This is a genomic window from Burkholderia sp. Bp9015, from assembly GCF_003853505.1.
Taxonomy (GTDB): domain Bacteria; phylum Pseudomonadota; class Gammaproteobacteria; order Burkholderiales; family Burkholderiaceae; genus Burkholderia.
The window spans coordinates 173196-190042 of the sequence record NZ_QTPZ01000011.1; the positions used below are offsets into that span (position 1 = coordinate 173196).

Sequence of the window (16847 nt, forward strand, 5' to 3'; positions counted from 1 at the left end):
GTCTGAAAATGATCTCAGCTGAAGGCCTGAAGGAAATCGATCGAGCGTTGACGAAGTATCCCGCCGATCAGAAACAGTCCGCCGTGATGTCGGCGTTGGCCGTCGCTCAGGAAGAGCACGGCTGGCTGTCGCCCGAACTGATGCAGTTCGTCGCGGACTATCTCGGCATGCCGGCCGTCGCCGTGCAGGAAGTCGCGACGTTCTACACGATGTACGAGCTCAAACCGGTCGGCAAGCACAAGATCACGCTCTGCACGAACCTGCCGTGCCAGCTTGGCCCGCACGGCGGCGCGGAAGCGACGGCCGACTACCTGAAACAGAAGCTGGGCATCGGCTTCGGCGAGACCACGCCCGACGGCAAGTTCACGCTGAAGGAAGGCGAATGCATGGGCTCGTGCGGCGATGCGCCGGTGCTGCTGGTGAACAATCACAGAATGTGCAGCTTCATGAGCCGCGAGAAGATCGACCAGCTGCTTGAGGAGCTCTCGAAATGACGTCCCTCCACGACCGTCACATCAAACCGCTGATCCTCGCTGGTCTGAACGGCGAGAACTGGCATCTCGAAGACTACGTTGCGCGCGGCGGCTACAAGCAGCTGCGCCGCATTCTCGAAGAAAAGATTCCGCCGGAGCAGGTGATTGCCGACGTGAAGGCGTCGGGCCTGCGTGGCCGTGGCGGTGCGGGCTTCCCGACCGGCCTGAAGTGGAGCTTCATGCCGCGCCAGTTCCCGGGACAGAAGTACCTCGTCTGCAACTCGGACGAAGGCGAGCCGGGCACGTTCAAGGATCGCGACATCCTGCGCTGGAACCCGCATGCGCTGATCGAAGGCATGGCCATCGGCGCGTACGCGATGGGCATCACCGTCGGCTACAACTACATTCACGGCGAAATCTTCGAAGTGTATCGACGCTTCGAGGCCGCGCTCGATGAGGCGCGCGCCGCGGGTTTCCTCGGCGACAACATCATGGGCTCGGAATTCTCGTTCCAGCTGCACGCGCACCACGGTTACGGCGCGTACATCTGCGGCGAGGAAACGGCGCTGCTCGAGTCGCTCGAAGGCAAGAAGGGCCAGCCGCGCTTCAAGCCGCCGTTCCCGGCGAGCTTCGGCGTGTACGGCAAGCCGACCACGATCAACAACACCGAGACGTTTGCCGCGGTGCCGTTCCTGCTGTCCATCGGGCCGCAGAATTACCTCGAGATCGGCAAGCCGAACAACGGCGGCACGAAGATTTTCTCGGTGTCGGGCGACGTCGAGCGTCCGGGCAACTATGAAGTGCCGCTCGGCACGCCGTTCGCGACGCTGATGGAACTCGCCGGCGGGATGCGCGGCGGCCGCAAGATCAAGGCCGTGATTCCGGGCGGCTCGTCGGCGCCGGTGATCCCGGGCGACATCATGATGCAGACCGATCTCGATTACGACTCGATCGCGAAGGCGGGCTCGATGCTCGGCTCCGGCGCGGTGATCGTGATGGACGAGACGCGCTGCATGGTGCGTTCGCTGCTGCGCCTGTCGTACTTCTACTACGAGGAATCGTGCGGCCAGTGCACGCCGTGCCGTGAAGGCACCGGCTGGCTGTATCGCGTCGTGAATCGTATCGAGCACGGCGAAGGCCGCCAGGAAGATCTGGACCTGCTGAACTCGGTTGCCGAGAACATCATGGGCCGCACGATCTGCGCGCTCGGCGATGCGGCGGCGATGCCGGTTCGCGGGATGCTCAAGCATTACTGGGACGAATTCGCGTACCACGTCGAGCACAAGCACTGCATGGTCGGCGGCCACGCGCACGTGGCGGCAGCCTGAAGCGAAGCACCGGTTGCGGAATTTGAGCGCACGGTCGGGCGAAGGCGCGAACGGGCGGAAATAGGTTAAGGACCATTCACCATCATGGTTGAACTTGAAATAGACGGCAAGAAGGTCGAGGTGCCCGAAGGCAGCATGGTGATCCAGGCTGCGCACAAGGCGGATACGTACATTCCTCACTTCTGCTATCACAAGAAACTGTCGGTCGCGGCCAACTGCCGGATGTGTCTCGTCGAAGTCGAGAAGATGCCGAAGGCCGTGCCTGCCTGCGCGACGCCCGTGTCGGCCGGCATGATCGTGCACACGCAGTCCGACAAGGCCGTGAAGGCGCAGCAGTCGGTGATGGAATTCCTCCTCATCAACCATCCGCTCGACTGCCCGATCTGCGATCAGGGCGGCGAATGCCAGCTGCAGGATCTGGCGGTCGGCTACGGCAAGTCGTCGTCGCGCTACTCGGAAGAGAAGCGCGTGGTGTTCCACAAGAACGTGGGCCCGCTGATCTCGATGGAAGAAATGTCGCGCTGCATCCACTGCACGCGCTGCGTCCGCTTCGGCCAGGAAATCGCCGGCGTGATGGAGCTCGGCATGCTGGGCCGCGGCGAGCACTCGGAAATCACGACGTTCGTCGGCAAGACGGTCGACTCCGAACTGTCGGGCAACATGATCGACCTGTGCCCGGTCGGCGCGCTGACCAGCAAGCCGTTCCGCTACAGCGCCCGTACGTGGGAACTGTCGCGCCGCAAGTCGGTGAGCCCGCACGATTCCGTCGGCGCGAACCTCGTCGTGCAGGTGAAGAACAACCGCGTGATGCGCGTGCTGCCGTTCGAGAACGAAGCGATCAACGAATGCTGGATTTCGGACAAGGATCGTTTCTCGTATGAAGGCCTGAACAGCGAAGAGCGCCTGACGAAGCCGATGCTGAAGCAGGGCGGCCAGTGGATCGAAACCGACTGGCAGACCGCGCTCGAATACGTCGCGAAGGGCCTGAAGGGCATCGCCGCGGATCACGGCGCGACTGCGCTGGCGATGCTCGCGAGCGCGCACAGCACCGCTGAAGAGCTGTTCCTCGTGAAGCAGCTCGCCAACGAACTGAAGACGCCGAACGTCGACTTCCGTCTGCGTCAGCAGGATTTCTCGGCGCCGGTCCAGGGCGCACCGTGGCTCGGCATGCCGATCGCCGACCTGTCGAACGTGGATGCCGCGTTCGTCGTCGGTTCGTTCCTGCGCCGTGACCACCCGCTGTTCGCCGCACGCCTGCGCCAGGCCGCGAAGAACGGCGCGAAGCTGCACTTCCTGCACGCGACCGCCGACGACTCGCTGATCCCGACCGCGAAGCGCATCGTCGCCGCGCCGTCGGCATGGCTCGACGAACTGGCCGGCGTGGCCGCAGCCGTCGCGCAACTGCGCGGCATCGCGCTGCCGGACGCGCTCGCGGGCGTCGCCGCATCGCCGGCTGCGCAAGCGGTCGCCCAGTCGCTCGCGAACGGCGAGCGCCGCGCGGTGCTGCTCGGCAACGCAGCCGTGCGTCATCCGCAATTCGCGAAGCTGCACGCCGTCGCACAGTGGATCGCCGACAACACCGGCGCCACGTTCGGCTTCCTGACGGAAGCGGCGAACACGGTCGGCGCGCACGTCGTCGGCGCACTGCCGGGCGAAGGCGGCCTGAACGCACGCGAAGCGTTCGCGCAGCCGCGCAAGGGTTACGTGCTGCTGAACGTCGAACCGGAATTCGACACGGTCGATCCGGCGCAGGCGCTTGCCGCGCTGAACCAGGCCGAGATGGTCGTCGTGATGTCGCCGTTCAAGCACGGCCTCGATTACGCCGACGTGCTGCTGCCGATCGCGCCGTTCACGGAAACGGCCGGTACGTACGTGAACGCGGAAGGCTCGGTGCAGAGCTTCAACGGCGTCGTACGCCCGCTCGGCGACACGCGTCCGGCGTGGAAGGTGCTGCGCGTGCTCGGCAGCCTGCTCGGCCTGCCGAACTTCGAATACGAAACGGCCGAAGAAGTGCGTCTCGCGGCGCTCGGCGACGCAGGCGTCGCGAACCGTCTGTCGAATCAGGCGTCGGCCGCACCGGCCCGCGTCGCGGCAACTGCCGCGAACGGCGGCTTCGAGCGCCTCGCCGACGTGCCGATCTATCATGCCGACGCACTCGTGCGCCGCGCAGGTGCGCTGCACCTGACGGCCGCCGCGAAGGTAGCGAACGCCGCAGCCCTGCCGGCCGCGCTGTTCGACAAGCTGGGCTTGAAGGAAGGCGACGCGGTGCGCGTGCGCCAGGGCGAGCGTGCGGTGCAGTTGCCGGCCGTGCGCGACGCGAATCTTGCGGAGACGGTCGTTCGCGTGTCGGCGGCAACGCCTGCCGGCGCAGCGCTCGGCAGCCTGTCCGGTGAACTGGTGGTGGAGAAGGCGTAAATGAGCTTGTTCGATACGATCAACGCGGGCGGCGCCCAGGTTCTCGGCGTCGCGTGGCCGACGGTGTGGGCAATCGTGCGCATCCTCGTCGTCTCCGTCGTCATCCTGCTGTGCGTCGCGTACCTGATTCTGTGGGAACGCAAGCTGATCGGCTGGATGCACGTGCGTCTCGGCCCGAACCGCGTCGGCCCCGCCGGCCTGTTGCAGCCGATCGCCGACGTGCTGAAGCTGCTGCTGAAGGAAGTGATTCAGCCGAGCGCCGCCAGCCGCTGGCTGTACCTGATCGCACCGGTCATGACCGTCGTGCCGGCGTTCGCCGTGTGGGCGGTGATCCCGTTCCAGGCCGAAGCCGTGCTCGCGAACGTGAACGCGGGCCTGCTGTACGCGATGGCGATCTCGTCGATCGGCGTGTACGCGGTGATTCTCGCCGGCTGGGCATCGAACTCGAAGTACGCGTTCCTCGGCGCGATGCGCGCCGCGGCGCAGATGGTCTCGTACGAAATCTCGATGGGCTTCGCGCTGGTGCTCGTGCTGATGACGGCCGGCAGCCTGAACCTGTCGGAAATCGTCGGCTCGCAGCAGCACGGCTTCTTCGCCGGCCACGGCGTGAACTTCCTGTCGTGGAACTGGCTGCCGCTGCTGCCGGCGTTCGTCGTCTACTTCGTGTCCGGCATCGCCGAAACGAACCGTCACCCGTTCGACGTGGTGGAAGGGGAGTCGGAGATCGTCGCGGGTCACATGATCGATTACTCGGGCATGGCGTTCGCGCTGTTCTTCCTCGCCGAGTACATCAACATGATCGTGATCTCGGCACTGGCCTCGACGCTGTTCCTCGGCGGCTGGGACGCACCGTTCGAATTCCTGTCGTTCATTCCGGGCATCTTCTGGCTGGTGCTGAAGGTATTCGCGCTGCTGTCGGTGTTCATCTGGGTGCGCGCGACGTTCCCGCGCTACCGTTACGACCAGATCATGCGTCTGGGCTGGAAGGTGTTCCTGCCCGTCACGGTGATCTGGGTGGTCGTGGTCGGCTTCTGGATGATGTCGCCGCTCAACATCTGGGTGAAGTAAAGATCGGACGAAATCATGACGGCAATCCAACACTTCTTTAAGACCTTCTTCCTGACGGAGCTGCTGAAGGGGCTCGCGCTGACCGGTCGTTACACGTTCCGGCGCAAGTTCACCGTGCAGTTCCCGGAAGAGAAGACCCCGATTTCGCCGCGGTTCCGCGGGCTGCATGCGCTGCGCCGCTACGAAAACGGTGAAGAGCGCTGCATCGCGTGCAAGCTCTGCGAGGCCGTGTGCCCCGCGATGGCGATCACGATCGAATCGGAAACGCGTGCGGACAACACGCGCCGCACGACGCGCTACGACATCGACCTGACGAAGTGCATCTTCTGCGGTTTCTGCGAAGAAAGCTGCCCGGTCGATTCGATCGTCGAGACGCAGATTCTCGAATATCACGGCGAAAAGCGCGGCGACCTGTATTTCACGAAGGAAATGCTGCTCGCGGTGGGCGATCGCTACGAGAAGGACATCGCTGCGGCGAAGGCCGCCGACGCGCCGTATCGTTGATTGTGTTTGCAGTGCCGGCCCGGCATGAACGGGCCGAGCCGCCGCGACGGGTGCGGCACGCGAGAGCGTCCCGCAAGCCGCGCCTGACTATGGCCTAACGATGAACCGGTAATCATGGAATTCACGACCGTACTGTTCTACATCTTCGCGCTGCTCCTGGTGGTATCAGGGCTGAAGGTGATCACTTCGCGCAACCCGGTGGCGTCTGCGCTTTTCCTTGTGCTGGCGTTCTTCAACGCCGCCGCGATCTGGATGCTGCTGGAAGCGGAGTTCCTCGCGATCCTGCTGGTGCTGGTGTACGTGGGCGCCGTGATGGTGCTGTTCCTGTTCGTCGTGATGATGCTGGACATCAACATCGATTACCTGCGCCGCGACTTCAAGCGCTTCGTGCCGATGGCGACCGTCGTCGGCGCGATCATCGTGGTCGAGACCGCGCTGATCCTGTGGCGCGGCTACGGCGACACGCACACCGTGCACGCGATGGCGACGGGCGCGATGGCCGACTGGTCGAACACGCGTCTGATCGGCAAGGTGATCTACACCGACTACATCTTCGCGTTTGAAATCGCCGGCCTGGTGCTGCTGGTCGCGATCATTGCCGCGATCGGGCTGACCGAGCGCAAGGGCAAGGACAGCAAGCGCCAGCGTGTGTCGGATCAGGTCAAGGTGCGCCGCGACGACCGCGTGCGCCTCGTGAAGATGGAAGCGGACAAGCCGCAGCCGGAAACGGCGCAGAGCGAAGCCGGTACGAGCACCAACGGCTAAGCGGAGGAAAGGAAAACCATGCTGACTCTTGCTCATTACCTCGTGCTCGGCGCGATCCTCTTTGCGATCGCGATCGTCGGGATCTTCCTGAACCGCCGCAACATCATCATCATCCTGATGGCGATCGAGCTGATGCTGCTGGCGGTGAACACCAACTTCGTCGCGTTCTCGCACTACCTCGGCGACGTGCACGGCCAGATCTTCGTGTTCTTCGTGCTGACCGTCGCCGCAGCGGAAGCCGCGATCGGTCTCGCGATTCTGGTGACCCTGTTCCGTAAGCTCGACACGATCAATGTCGAGGATCTCGATCAGCTCAAAGGTTAATTTCAGGCAACGCTGTTATGTCAACGACACTCAATGAAAACCTGCTGCTGGCGATTCCGCTCGCTCCGCTGGCCGGCTCGCTGATTGCGGGGCTGTTCGGGAACGCAGTCGGGCGCAAGGGCGCACACCGGATCACGATCCTCGGCGTGATGATCGCGTTCCTCCTGTCGGCGAAAGTCTTCGCCGACGTCGTGATGGGCGGCGCGAGCTTCAACGCGACCGTCTACGAATGGATGCGGGTCGGCTCGCTGAAGCTCGAAGTCGGCTTCCTCGTCGATTCGATGACGGCGATGATGATGGTCGTCGTGACCTTCGTGTCGCTGATGGTGCACGTCTACACGATCGGCTACATGCAGGAAGAGGACGGCTACCAGCGCTTCTTCTCGTACATCTCGCTGTTCACGTTCTCGATGCTGATGCTCGTGATGAGCAACAACTTCCTGCAGCTGTTCTTCGGCTGGGAAGCGGTGGGTCTGGTGTCGTACCTGCTGATCGGCTTCTACTTCACGCGTGAGAGCGCGATCTACGCGAACATGAAGGCGTTCCTCGTGAACCGCGTGGGCGACTTCGGCTTCCTGCTCGGCATCGGCCTGCTGCTCGCGTTCGCGGGTTCGATGAACTACGGCGAAGTGTTCGCGAAGCGTGCCGAGCTCGCCAGCCTGCACTTCCCGGGCACCGACTGGGGCCTGCTGACCGTCGCCTGTATCTGCCTGTTCATCGGCGCGATGGGTAAATCGGCACAGTTCCCGCTGCACGTGTGGCTGCCCGACTCGATGGAAGGCCCGACCCCGATCTCCGCACTGATTCACGCGGCGACGATGGTGACCGCCGGCATCTTCATGGTGTCGCGCATGTCGCCGCTGTTCGAACTGTCGGATACCGCGCTGTCGTTCATCACGGTGATCGGCGCGATCACGGCGCTGTTCATGGGTTTCCTCGGCATCATCCAGAACGACATCAAGCGCGTGGTCGCGTATTCGACGCTGTCGCAGCTCGGCTACATGACCGTCGCGCTCGGCGTATCCGCGTACCCGGTCGCGCTGTTCCACCTGATGACGCACGCGTTCTTCAAGGCGCTGCTGTTCCTTGGCGCGGGCTCGGTGATCATCGGCATGCACCACGACCAGGACATCCGCAACATGGGCGGCCTGCGCAAGTACATGCCGATCACGTGGATCACGTCGCTGATCGGCTCGCTCGCACTGATCGGAACGCCGTTCTTCTCGGGCTTCTACTCGAAGGATTCGATCATCGAGGCCGTGAAGGAATCGCATCTCGCGGGTTCGGGCTTCGCGTACTTCGCAGTGGTCGCAAGCGTGTTCGTGACGGCGCTGTACTCGTTCCGCATGTACTTCCTCGTGTTCCACGGCGAAGAGCGCTTCCGCAACCCGAAGCATCCTGAATCGCCGATGGGCATGGCGGCCGCGCACGGCCACGACGATCACGGCCACGGCCACGGTCACGACGACCACGCGCACGAACCGCACGAGACCCCGTGGGTCGTGTGGCTGCCGCTCGTGCTGCTCGCGATTCCGTCGGTCATCATCGGTGCGATCGCGATCGGCCCGATGCTGTACGGCAGCTTCTTCGAACATGGCGTGGCATTCGACAAGGTGATCTTCATCGGCGAAAACCACCCGGGCCTCGAAGAGCTGGGCAAGGAATTCCACGGCTGGGCCGCAATGGGCCTGCACTCGCTGACGACGCTGCCGTTGTGGCTCGCGATTGCCGGCGTCGTGGTCGCGTGGTTCCTGTACCTGAAGCGTCCTGAGCTGCCTGCCGTGATCCGCCGCGCGTTCGGCCCGATCTACACGCTGCTCGACAACAAGTACTACATGGACAAGATCAACGAAGTGGTGTTCGCCCGTGGTTCGGTGGCGATCGGCCGCGGCCTGTGGAAGGAAGGCGACGTCGTCGTGATCGACGGCCTCGTCAACGGCAGCGCCAAGTTCATCGGCTGGTTCGCCGGCGTGATCCGCTTCCTCCAATCCGGTTACATCTATCACTACGCGTTCGCCATGATCATCGGCATGCTGGGGCTCCTGACCCTGTTTGTAACGCTCGGCGGCAAATAAGGCGAGGGGACAAGAACAATGCACGCTTTTCCGATTCTCAGTACCGCGATCTGGTTGCCGATCGTTTTCGGCCTCCTGGTACTCGCGGTAGGTAACGACAAAAATCCGGGGACGGCCCGCTGGGTCGCGCTGATCGGCTCGCTGCTCGGTCTCGCGGTCACGGTCCCGCTGATCACGGGCTTCGACTCGAGCACGGCTGCGCTGCAGTTCGTCGAGCAGTCGACCTGGATCGAACGCTTCAAGATCTCGTACCACCTCGGCGTCGACGGCATCTCGATGTGGTTCGTCGTGCTGACCGCGCTGATCACGGTGATCGTCGTGATCGCCGCGTGGGAAGTGATCACCGAGAACGTCGCGCAGTACCTCGCGGCCTTCCTGATCCTGTCCGGGATCATGATCGGCGTGTTCTCGGCGGCTGACGGCCTGCTGTTCTACGTGTTCTTCGAGGCGACCCTGATCCCGATGTACATCATCATCGGCGTGTGGGGCGGCCCGAACCGCGTGTACGCGGCGTTCAAGTTCTTCCTGTACACGCTGGCCGGCTCGCTGCTGATGCTGGTCGCGCTGATCTACCTGTACACGCAGACGCATTCGTTCGACCTCGCGACGTGGCAGGGCGCCAAGATCGCGATGACGCCGCAGATCCTGCTGTTCATCGCCTTCTTCCTCGCGTTCGCGGTGAAGGTGCCGATGTGGCCGGTGCACACCTGGCTGCCGGACGCGCACGTGGAAGCGCCGACGGGCGGCTCGGTCGTGCTGGCGGCGATCATGCTGAAGCTCGGCGCATACGGTTTTCTGCGCTTCTCGCTGCCGATCACGCCTGACGCAAGCCACTTCCTGGCACCGGTCGTGATCACGCTGTCGCTGATCGCGGTGATCTACATCGGTCTCGTCGCGATGGTGCAGGCCGACATGAAGAAGCTGGTCGCGTATTCGTCGATCGCGCACATGGGCTTCGTCACGCTCGGCTTCTTCATCTTCAACCAGCTTGGCGTCGAAGGCGCGATCGTCCAGATGATCTCGCACGGCTTCGTGTCGGGCGCGATGTTCCTGTGCATCGGCGTGCTGTACGACCGCGTGCACTCGCGTCAGATCGCCGATTACGGCGGCGTCGTGAACGTGATGCCGAAGTTCGCGGCATTCGCGATGCTGTTCTCGATGGCCAACTGCGGCCTGCCGGGCACCTCGGGTTTCGTCGGCGAGTTCATGGTGATTCTCGCGGCCGTCCAGTACAACTTCTGGATCGCATTCGGCGCGGCATTCACGCTGATCCTCGGCGCGGCCTACACGCTGTGGATGTACAAGCGCGTGTACTTCGGCGCGGTCGCGAACGATCACGTTGCCAAGCTGAAAGACATCGGCCGTCGCGAATTCGTGATGCTGGCGGTGCTCGCCGCGTTCACGATGCTGATGGGCCTGTATCCGAAGCCTTTCACCGACGTGATGCACGTTTCCGTGGAAAACCTCCTCTCCCAAGTCGCGCAGTCGAAGCTGCCGCTGGCCCAGTAATCGCGAGCGGAGGAACTCAAGATCATGAACGCTCCTATGAATGTCCTGTTGCCTGACGCGCTGGTGATGGTCGCCATCGTCGTCGCATGGCTGAACGACACCTTTACCGGTGCCGCTGGCCGCCGCCTGACCTATCTGATCGCGGTGGTTTCGTCGGTCGTCGCCGGCGTGTGGTTCGCGGTGCAGGCGCTCGACCCGCAGCCGTACTACTTCTTCTCGCGGATGGTCGTCGTCGACTCGTTCGCGAGCATGATGAAGGCCGTCGTGTCGATCGGCTTCGCGGTCTCGCTCGTCTATTCGCGCAAGTACCTCGAAGACCGCGACATGTTCCGCGGCGACGTGTTCCTGCTGGGCATGTTCTCGCTGCTCGGTCAGCTGGTGATGGTGTCGGGCAACAACTTCCTGACGTTGTACCTCGGCCTCGAACTGATGTCGCTGTCGCTGTACGCGGTCATCGCGCTGCGCCGCGATGCCGCGCAGTCGAGCGAAGCCGCGATGAAGTACTACGTGCTGGGCGCGCTCGCGTCGGGCTTCGTGCTGTACGGCATCTCGATGCTCTACGGCGCGACCGGCTCGCTCGAGCTGGGCGAGGTGTACAAGGCGGTCGGCGGCAACACCGACGCGGCCGTGCTGATGTTCGGCGTGATCTTCATCGTCGCCGGTATCGCGTTCAAGCTCGGCGCCGTGCCGTTCCACATGTGGGTGCCGGACGTCTACCAGGGCGCACCGACCGCGATGACGCTGTTCGTCGGCGGCGGCCCGAAGGTTGCCGCGTTCGCGTGGGGCCTGCGTTTCCTGGTGATGGGCCTGCTGCCGCTCGCACAGAACTGGCAGACCGCGCTCGTGATCCTCGCCGCGCTGTCGCTGATCGTCGGTAACATCACCGGTATCGTCCAGCGCAACATCAAGCGGATGCTCGCGTATTCGGCGATCTCGAACATGGGCTTCGTGCTGCTCGGCCTGCTCGCCGGCATCGTGAAGGGCGACGCGGCCGCACCGGCGAACGCATACAGCTCGGCGATGTTCTACGCGATCGTCTACCTGATCACGACGCTCGGCTCGTTCGGCGTGGTGATGCTGCTCGCACGCCGCGATTTCGAAGCGGAAACGATCGACGACTTCAAGGGCCTCAACAAGCGCAGCCCGGTGTTCGCGTTCGTGATGATGGTCATGATGTTCTCGCTGGCAGGTATCCCGCCGACCGTCGGCTTCTACGCGAAGCTCGCGGTGCTCGAGGCGACCGTCAATGCGGGGCTCACGTGGCTGGCCGTGCTGGCCGTGATCACGTCGCTGTTCGGCGCGTTCTACTACCTGCGCATCGTCAAGCTGATGTACTTCGATGCACCGCAGGATACGACTCCGGTCACCGGCGATTTCTGCAAGCGCACGATCCTCGTGCTGAACGGCCTCGCGGTCGTCGTGCTCGGCCTGATCCCGAGCCCGCTGCTGACGGCCTGCCTGCAGGCGATTCGTCACACGCTGCCGCTGTAATGTCGGCAGCCGGCTGGTTCATCGTGCTGTTGGCGCTCGTTTGCGCCAACCTGCCGTTCCTGAACCAACGCCTCTTCGCCGTCGTGCCGATCGGTGCGACGAAGAAGAACGCGTGGGTTCGGATCGGCGAGCTGATCGTGCTGTATTTCGTCGTCGGCGCGCTCGGCTTCTGGCTCGAGTCGCGCGCCGGCAACCGCTTCGAACAGGGCTGGCAGTTTTACGCGATCACGTTCAGTCTCTTTGTCGTGTTCGCGTTCCCCGGCTTCACGTTCCAGTATCTCGTCAAACGACGCTGACGGCTTCGGCCGTCGCGCTCATTCTTGGAGCCGCCGATGGCCGAACTACCCAATCACGACGCCGCGCTGACCGAAACCTGCCTCGAGAGCGAGGCGATTTTCGAAGGCTCGTTCCTCAAGCTGAAGCGCGATACCGTCCGTCTGCCGGACGGCAAGCAGGCCACGCGCGAATACGTCCAGCACCCGGGCGCGGTGATGGTGATCCCGCTGTTCGACGACGGCCGCGTGCTGATGGAAAGCCAGTACCGCTATCCGATCGGCAAGGTCATGGCCGAATTCCCGGCCGGCAAGCTGGATCCGAACGAAGGCGCGCTCGCCTGCGCGGTGCGCGAACTGCGCGAGGAAACCGGCTACACGGCACGCGAATACGTGTTCCTGGCCCGTATTCACCCGATCATTTCCTATTCGACCGAATTCATCGACCTGTATCTCGCGCGCGGCCTGACTGCCGGCGAGCGCAAGCTCGACGAAGGCGAATTCCTCGAAACCTTCACGGCGACGCTGCCCGACCTGCAGGAGTGGGTGCGCACGGGCCAGATCACCGACGTGAAGACGATCATCGGCACGATGTGGCTCGACAAGGTGCTGTCCGGCGCCTGGCCGCTGGGTCCGGTCGAGCAGCCCTGACGACGCGTCAGCGGCGGGTGGGGCGCCGCGTTACAATTGGGTGACGCGGTTGCTGGCCGGCCGCGCGATCCTGGTTTAGCACGATCGTTCACAAAAGCGCGTTTTGCGCTACACTCGTCACACGCCCTGATTCAGCATGAAGGTCCTCGATTTACAGTGCCCGCACGGCCATCGGTTCGAAGGCTGGTTCGCTTCCGCCGATGAGTTCGAAGCGCAGTTGTCCCGCAAGCTGGTCGAATGTCCGGTATGCGGGACGACCGAGATCAACCGGATGCCGTCGGCGCCTCGCCTGAACCTGTCGGGCGCGACGCAGGCACAGCCGGCCGATCCGCGTGCGCTGCAGGCGCAGGTGATGCGCGCGCTGCGCGAGGTGCTGGAGAAGACCGAGAACGTGGGCGAGCGCTTCGCCGAGGAAGCGCGGCGCATCCATTACAACGAGGCGCCGGCACGCAGCATTCGTGGCGTCACGACGCCGGAGGATGCGCAATCCTTGGCCGAAGAAGGCATCGACGTGATGCCGCTGCCGATTCCTGCCGCGCTGAAAGAACCGCTGCAATGACGTATGCAGTGTGTCCTTGGCGGCCCGGACGGCCGCGGCCAGGAGACACTGCGCATGGATCTGGATTATTCCCCCGCCGACGACGCGTTCCGCGTGGACGTCCGCGCCTGGCTCGAGGCCAATCTGCCTCACGCACTGCGCGCCAAGGTACTCGATCACAAACGACTCGACCGCGAGGATTTCGCGAGCTGGCACCGGATTCTCGGCCAGCGCGGCTGGTCCGCGCCCGCATGGCCGGCCGAATACGGCGGCCCGGACTGGAACGCGACGCAGCGGCACATCTGGGATGAGGAGTGCGCACGCATCGGCGCGCCGACCGTACTGCCGTTCGGCGTGTCGATGGTCGCGCCGGTGCTGATGAAATACGGCAGCGAAGCGCAGAAGCGCCATTATCTGCCGCGCATTCTCGACGGCACCGACTGGTGGTGCCAGGGCTACTCGGAGCCGGGCTCCGGATCGGATCTCGCATCGCTGCGCACGCGCGCCGAACGCCACGGCGATCACTACGTCGTCAACGGCCAGAAGACCTGGACGACACTCGGCCAGTACGCGGACATGATGTTCTGTCTCGTGCGCACCGATCCGGCGGCGAAGAAGCAGGAGGGCATCTCGTTCCTGCTGATCGACATGAAGACACCCGGCATCACCGTGCGTCCGATCATCACGCTCGACGAGGATCACGAAGTCAACGAGGTGTTCTTCGAGGACGTGAAGGTGCCCGTCGAGAATCTCGTCGGCGATGAAAACCGCGGCTGGACCTACGCGAAATACCTGTTGGGCCACGAGCGCACCGGCATTGCACGCGTCGGCGCGTCGAAGCGCGAGCTCGCATTCCTGAAGCGCGTGGCGTCGAACCAGCGCAAGAACGGCAAGCCGTTGCTCGCCGATCCCGTGTTTGCCGCGAAGATCGCGGCGCTCGAGGTCGAGCTGATGGCGCTCGAGGTGACGGTGCTGCGCGTCGTGAGCCGCGAGACGAGCGGCAAGGGGCCGGGCCCCGAGGCATCGATGCTGAAGATCAAGGGCACCGAGGTGCAGCAGGCGCTCACCGAGCTGATGTTCGAGGCGATCGGGCCGCTCGCCGCGCCATTCGATGTCCCGTTCCTCGAGGGCGAGCGCGAACACAGCAGCGCGGGCGACGACGATGCGGCGCCGCTCGCCGCGTACTACTTCAATTACCGGAAGACTTCGATCTACGGTGGTTCGAACGAGATTCAGAAGAACATCATCGCGCAGATGATCCTGGGGCTGTGATCAGGGAACGGAGACAACCATGGATTTCAGCTTTACCGACGAGCAGCAACAGTTCGCCGACGCGCTGCGCCGTTATCTCGGCGAGCAATACGGTTTCGACGCGCGCCAGGCCATCGTGCGCAGCGAGGCGGGCGTGTCGGATGCACAATGGAGCGCATTCGCGGAGCTGGGCCTGACCGCGCTGCCCGTGCCCGACGCACATGGCGGATTCGGCGGCGGCCCGGTCGACATGCTGGTCGCGATGCAGGAGCTCGGCCGAGCACTCGTGGTCGAGCCGTACTGGGCGACCGCGGTCGGTATCGAGGCGCTGCGCATCGCCGGGTCCGGCACGGGCGACGATGCCGCGCTGCTGGAAGCGGTCGCACAAGGGCAGAAGCGCGTTGCCGTTGCATTCCACGAACCGCGGGCGCGCTACGACCTGTACGAACTCGAAACGCATGCGCGCGAGCATGGCGGCACGTCCCGGCTGACCGGCATCAAGTCGATCGTTCAGCACGGCGCACAGGCCCATGTGTGGATCGTGCCCGCGCGCGTCGACGGCGGCGGAATCGGCCTGTTCGTCGTCGATCGCGATGCCGCGGGCGTGCAGCTCGTCGACTACCGGACGATCGACGGCCAGCGCGCCGCGACGATCGAGTTCAAGGAAACGCCCGCACGGCAGTTGACGGGCGGCGCACGCGATGCGGCCGCACTCGAGCAGATTGCCGATTACGCGACCTTCCTGCTCTGCGCGGAAGCGGTCGGCGCACTCGACGAACTGAACCGCGCGACGGTCGAATACACGAAGACGCGCGAACAGTTCGGCGTGCCGATCGCGCGCTTCCAGGCGCTGCAGCACCGGATGGTCGACATGCTGATTCACGCCGAGCAGGCGCGTTCGCTGACCTACCTGGCCGCCGTGCGTTACGCGGGCGGCGACGCCGACGCGCGGCGCAAGGCGGTGTCGGCCGCGAAGGCGCGGGTCGGCGCGGCCGCGCGCTTCGTCGGCCAGCAGGCCGTGCAACTGCACGGCGGCATGGGCGTGACCAACGAGGTCGCCGCCGCACACCTGTTCAAGCGGCTGTCGATCATCGAGACGACCCTCGGCGACACCGATCATCACCTTGCGCGCATCGCGGCCCTGCCGGATTTCGCGCAGACCGACGCGGCATGACGGCGACGCGCGAGCGCGCTACAGGAGATAGACAGTGGGTATCAGTTACGAAGATCTGGAAGTCGGCAGTACGACCGAAATCGGCCGCTATACGTTCGAACCGGACGACATCAAGGCGTTCGCGCAACGCTACGATCCGCAGCCGTTCCACCTCGACGAGGAAGCCGGCAAGGCCTCGCCGTTCGGTGGACTGGTCGCGAGCGGCTGGCATACGTGTTCGGTGTTCATGAGCCTGCTCATCAAGAAGCTCGGGCCGGATTCGACCAGCATGGGCTCGCCCGGCATCGATTCGATCCGCTGGCTCAAGCCCGTGCGTGCCGGCGACACGATCACGATGTACCAGAAGGTCCACGACAAGCGCGTGTCGGCGAGCAAGCCCGATCGCGGCATCGTGTCGACGGAGTGGATCGGCCTCAACGGTGCCGGCGACACGGTGATCACCGTGCATACCAAGGTGATCTTCGGGCTGCGCCATCCGCAAGGAGCGGGTGCATGACGGACGTGACATTGCCGCTGATCGCGTCGACGCAAGCGCTGCTCGAGCGGGTCGGCGCGGAACCGCTCGCGAGCGGCTGGGTCGAGATCGACCAGCGCCGGGTCGACGGGTTCGCCGACGCGACCGGCGATCACCAGTGGATTCACGTCGATCCCGAGCGTGCGCGGCGCGAGTCGCCGTTCGGCGGCCCGATCGCGCACGGCTTCCTGACGCTGTCGCTGATTCCCGCGCTGATGACCGATGCGATGCGCTTCGAGCAGAAGATGGGCGTGAACTACGGACTGAACCGCGTGCGGTTCCTGAAGCCGGTGCCGGTCGGCGCGCGCGTGCGCGCGCTGTTCGCGGTGAAGGAGGCCGCGCAGGCCGCGCGGGGCGGCGTGCAGGTGACGTGGTCGGTGTCGATGCAGGTCGAGCGTCCGGATGCGCCGTTGCTCGTTTGTTCGGCGGAATTCATTACGCTGCACTACTTCTGATGCGCGCGGCGGCAGCGACGGATGCCGCTGCGTCGCAGGG

17 protein-coding genes are annotated in these 16847 nt (G+C 64.4%); all 17 read left to right on the plus strand.

Features of this window, described 5'->3' with window-relative positions:
- Positions 1 to 8: 8 nt before the first annotated feature.
- The 17 genes from nuoE to DIE12_RS14645 all read left to right on the plus strand — a co-directional run bounded on the left by nuoE (position 9) and on the right by DIE12_RS14645 (position 16807).
- Positions 9 to 494: an NADH-quinone oxidoreductase subunit NuoE gene (gene nuoE, locus DIE12_RS14565; protein WP_006478266.1), complete on the plus strand. Its 486-nt coding sequence runs from the start codon at positions 9 to 11 to the stop codon at positions 492 to 494.
- Positions 491 to 1801, plus strand: a complete 1311-nt coding sequence (nuoF, locus tag DIE12_RS14570) for an NADH-quinone oxidoreductase subunit NuoF (RefSeq protein WP_124523241.1) — start codon at positions 491 to 493, stop codon at positions 1799 to 1801. Before nuoE ends, nuoF begins: the two co-directional genes overlap by 4 nt.
- An 84-nt stretch (positions 1802 to 1885) precedes the next feature.
- Positions 1886 to 4216, plus strand: coding sequence for an NADH-quinone oxidoreductase subunit NuoG (nuoG, locus tag DIE12_RS14575; RefSeq protein WP_124522492.1), 2331 nt, complete (start codon positions 1886 to 1888; stop codon positions 4214 to 4216).
- A complete protein-coding gene (gene nuoH, locus DIE12_RS14580) occupies positions 4217 to 5284 on the plus strand; it encodes an NADH-quinone oxidoreductase subunit NuoH (RefSeq protein ID WP_044844661.1) in 1068 nt (355 codons plus the stop codon). It abuts the gene before it with no gap.
- 15 nt (positions 5285 to 5299) lie between these two features.
- A complete protein-coding gene (gene nuoI / locus DIE12_RS14585; protein ID WP_011885529.1) occupies positions 5300 to 5788 on the plus strand; it encodes an NADH-quinone oxidoreductase subunit NuoI in 489 nt (162 codons plus the stop codon).
- 114 nt (positions 5789 to 5902) lie between these two features.
- Positions 5903 to 6553, plus strand: a complete 651-nt coding sequence (locus tag DIE12_RS14590) for an NADH-quinone oxidoreductase subunit J (RefSeq protein ID WP_044844660.1) — start codon at positions 5903 to 5905, stop codon at positions 6551 to 6553.
- An 18-nt stretch (positions 6554 to 6571) separates the two neighbouring features.
- Positions 6572 to 6877, plus strand: a complete 306-nt coding sequence (gene nuoK, locus DIE12_RS14595) for an NADH-quinone oxidoreductase subunit NuoK (protein ID WP_004185739.1) — start codon at positions 6572 to 6574, stop codon at positions 6875 to 6877.
- 17 nt (positions 6878 to 6894) lie between these two features.
- Entirely contained in the window at positions 6895 to 8952 is a 2058-nt protein-coding gene (gene nuoL, locus DIE12_RS14600; protein WP_124487230.1) for an NADH-quinone oxidoreductase subunit L, read from the plus strand.
- A gap of 18 nt (positions 8953 to 8970) precedes the next feature.
- Positions 8971 to 10461: an NADH-quinone oxidoreductase subunit M gene (locus DIE12_RS14605; protein WP_044844658.1), complete on the plus strand. Its 1491-nt coding sequence runs from the start codon at positions 8971 to 8973 to the stop codon at positions 10459 to 10461.
- Positions 10462 to 10497: 36 nt separating this feature from the next.
- Positions 10498 to 11952 carry an NADH-quinone oxidoreductase subunit NuoN gene (gene nuoN, locus DIE12_RS14610; RefSeq protein WP_185500423.1) on the plus strand — a complete coding sequence of 485 codons (1455 nt, stop codon included), beginning with the start codon at positions 10498 to 10500 and terminating at the stop codon, positions 11950 to 11952.
- Entirely contained in the window at positions 11952 to 12248 is a 297-nt protein-coding gene (locus DIE12_RS14615; RefSeq protein ID WP_044844656.1) for a DUF2818 family protein, read from the plus strand. The genes nuoN and DIE12_RS14615 overlap by 1 nt, the downstream gene beginning before the upstream one ends.
- Before the next feature lie 36 nt (positions 12249 to 12284).
- Entirely contained in the window at positions 12285 to 12875 is a 591-nt protein-coding gene (locus DIE12_RS14620) for an NUDIX domain-containing protein (RefSeq protein ID WP_044844655.1), read from the plus strand.
- A gap of 136 nt (positions 12876 to 13011) precedes the next feature.
- Positions 13012 to 13434 carry a DUF1178 family protein gene (locus tag DIE12_RS14625; RefSeq protein ID WP_006756910.1) on the plus strand — a complete coding sequence of 141 codons (423 nt, stop codon included), beginning with the start codon at positions 13012 to 13014 and terminating at the stop codon, positions 13432 to 13434.
- Positions 13435 to 13488: 54 nt separating this feature from the next.
- Positions 13489 to 14685: an acyl-CoA dehydrogenase family protein gene (locus DIE12_RS14630; RefSeq protein WP_124522494.1), complete on the plus strand. Its 1197-nt coding sequence runs from the start codon at positions 13489 to 13491 to the stop codon at positions 14683 to 14685.
- Positions 14686 to 14704: 19 nt separating this feature from the next.
- Positions 14705 to 15838 (plus strand): acyl-CoA dehydrogenase family protein, encoded by a 1134-nt coding sequence (locus tag DIE12_RS14635; RefSeq protein WP_124522496.1) that lies wholly within the window; start codon positions 14705 to 14707, stop codon positions 15836 to 15838.
- 34 nt (positions 15839 to 15872) lie between these two features.
- Positions 15873 to 16334, plus strand: coding sequence for a MaoC family dehydratase (locus DIE12_RS14640; RefSeq protein WP_044844653.1), 462 nt, complete (start codon positions 15873 to 15875; stop codon positions 16332 to 16334).
- Complete coding sequence (locus DIE12_RS14645; protein WP_124487235.1) at positions 16331 to 16807, plus strand: MaoC family dehydratase; 477 nt, start codon at positions 16331 to 16333, stop codon at positions 16805 to 16807. The genes DIE12_RS14640 and DIE12_RS14645 overlap by 4 nt, the downstream gene beginning before the upstream one ends.
- Positions 16808 to 16847: the final 40 nt, after the last annotated feature.

Coding starts and splice junctions, on each gene's coding strand:
- nuoE (WP_006478266.1), top strand. CDS start 9: ATGATCTCAGCTGAAGGCCTGAAGGAAATCGATCGAGCGTTGACGAAG.
- nuoF (WP_124523241.1), top strand. CDS start 491: ATGACGTCCCTCCACGACCGTCACATCAAACCGCTGATCCTCGCTGGT.
- nuoG (WP_124522492.1), top strand. CDS start 1,886: ATGGTTGAACTTGAAATAGACGGCAAGAAGGTCGAGGTGCCCGAAGGC.
- nuoH (WP_044844661.1), top strand. CDS start 4,217: ATGAGCTTGTTCGATACGATCAACGCGGGCGGCGCCCAGGTTCTCGGC.
- nuoI (WP_011885529.1), top strand. CDS start 5,300: ATGACGGCAATCCAACACTTCTTTAAGACCTTCTTCCTGACGGAGCTG.
- DIE12_RS14590 (WP_044844660.1), top strand. CDS start 5,903: ATGGAATTCACGACCGTACTGTTCTACATCTTCGCGCTGCTCCTGGTG.
- nuoK (WP_004185739.1), top strand. CDS start 6,572: ATGCTGACTCTTGCTCATTACCTCGTGCTCGGCGCGATCCTCTTTGCG.
- nuoL (WP_124487230.1), top strand. CDS start 6,895: ATGTCAACGACACTCAATGAAAACCTGCTGCTGGCGATTCCGCTCGCT.
- DIE12_RS14605 (WP_044844658.1), top strand. CDS start 8,971: ATGCACGCTTTTCCGATTCTCAGTACCGCGATCTGGTTGCCGATCGTT.
- nuoN (WP_185500423.1), top strand. CDS start 10,498: ATGAATGTCCTGTTGCCTGACGCGCTGGTGATGGTCGCCATCGTCGTC.
- DIE12_RS14615 (WP_044844656.1), top strand. CDS start 11,952: ATGTCGGCAGCCGGCTGGTTCATCGTGCTGTTGGCGCTCGTTTGCGCC.
- DIE12_RS14620 (WP_044844655.1), top strand. CDS start 12,285: ATGGCCGAACTACCCAATCACGACGCCGCGCTGACCGAAACCTGCCTC.
- DIE12_RS14625 (WP_006756910.1), top strand. CDS start 13,012: ATGAAGGTCCTCGATTTACAGTGCCCGCACGGCCATCGGTTCGAAGGC.
- DIE12_RS14630 (WP_124522494.1), top strand. CDS start 13,489: ATGGATCTGGATTATTCCCCCGCCGACGACGCGTTCCGCGTGGACGTC.
- DIE12_RS14635 (WP_124522496.1), top strand. CDS start 14,705: ATGGATTTCAGCTTTACCGACGAGCAGCAACAGTTCGCCGACGCGCTG.
- DIE12_RS14645 (WP_124487235.1), top strand. CDS start 16,331: ATGACGGACGTGACATTGCCGCTGATCGCGTCGACGCAAGCGCTGCTC.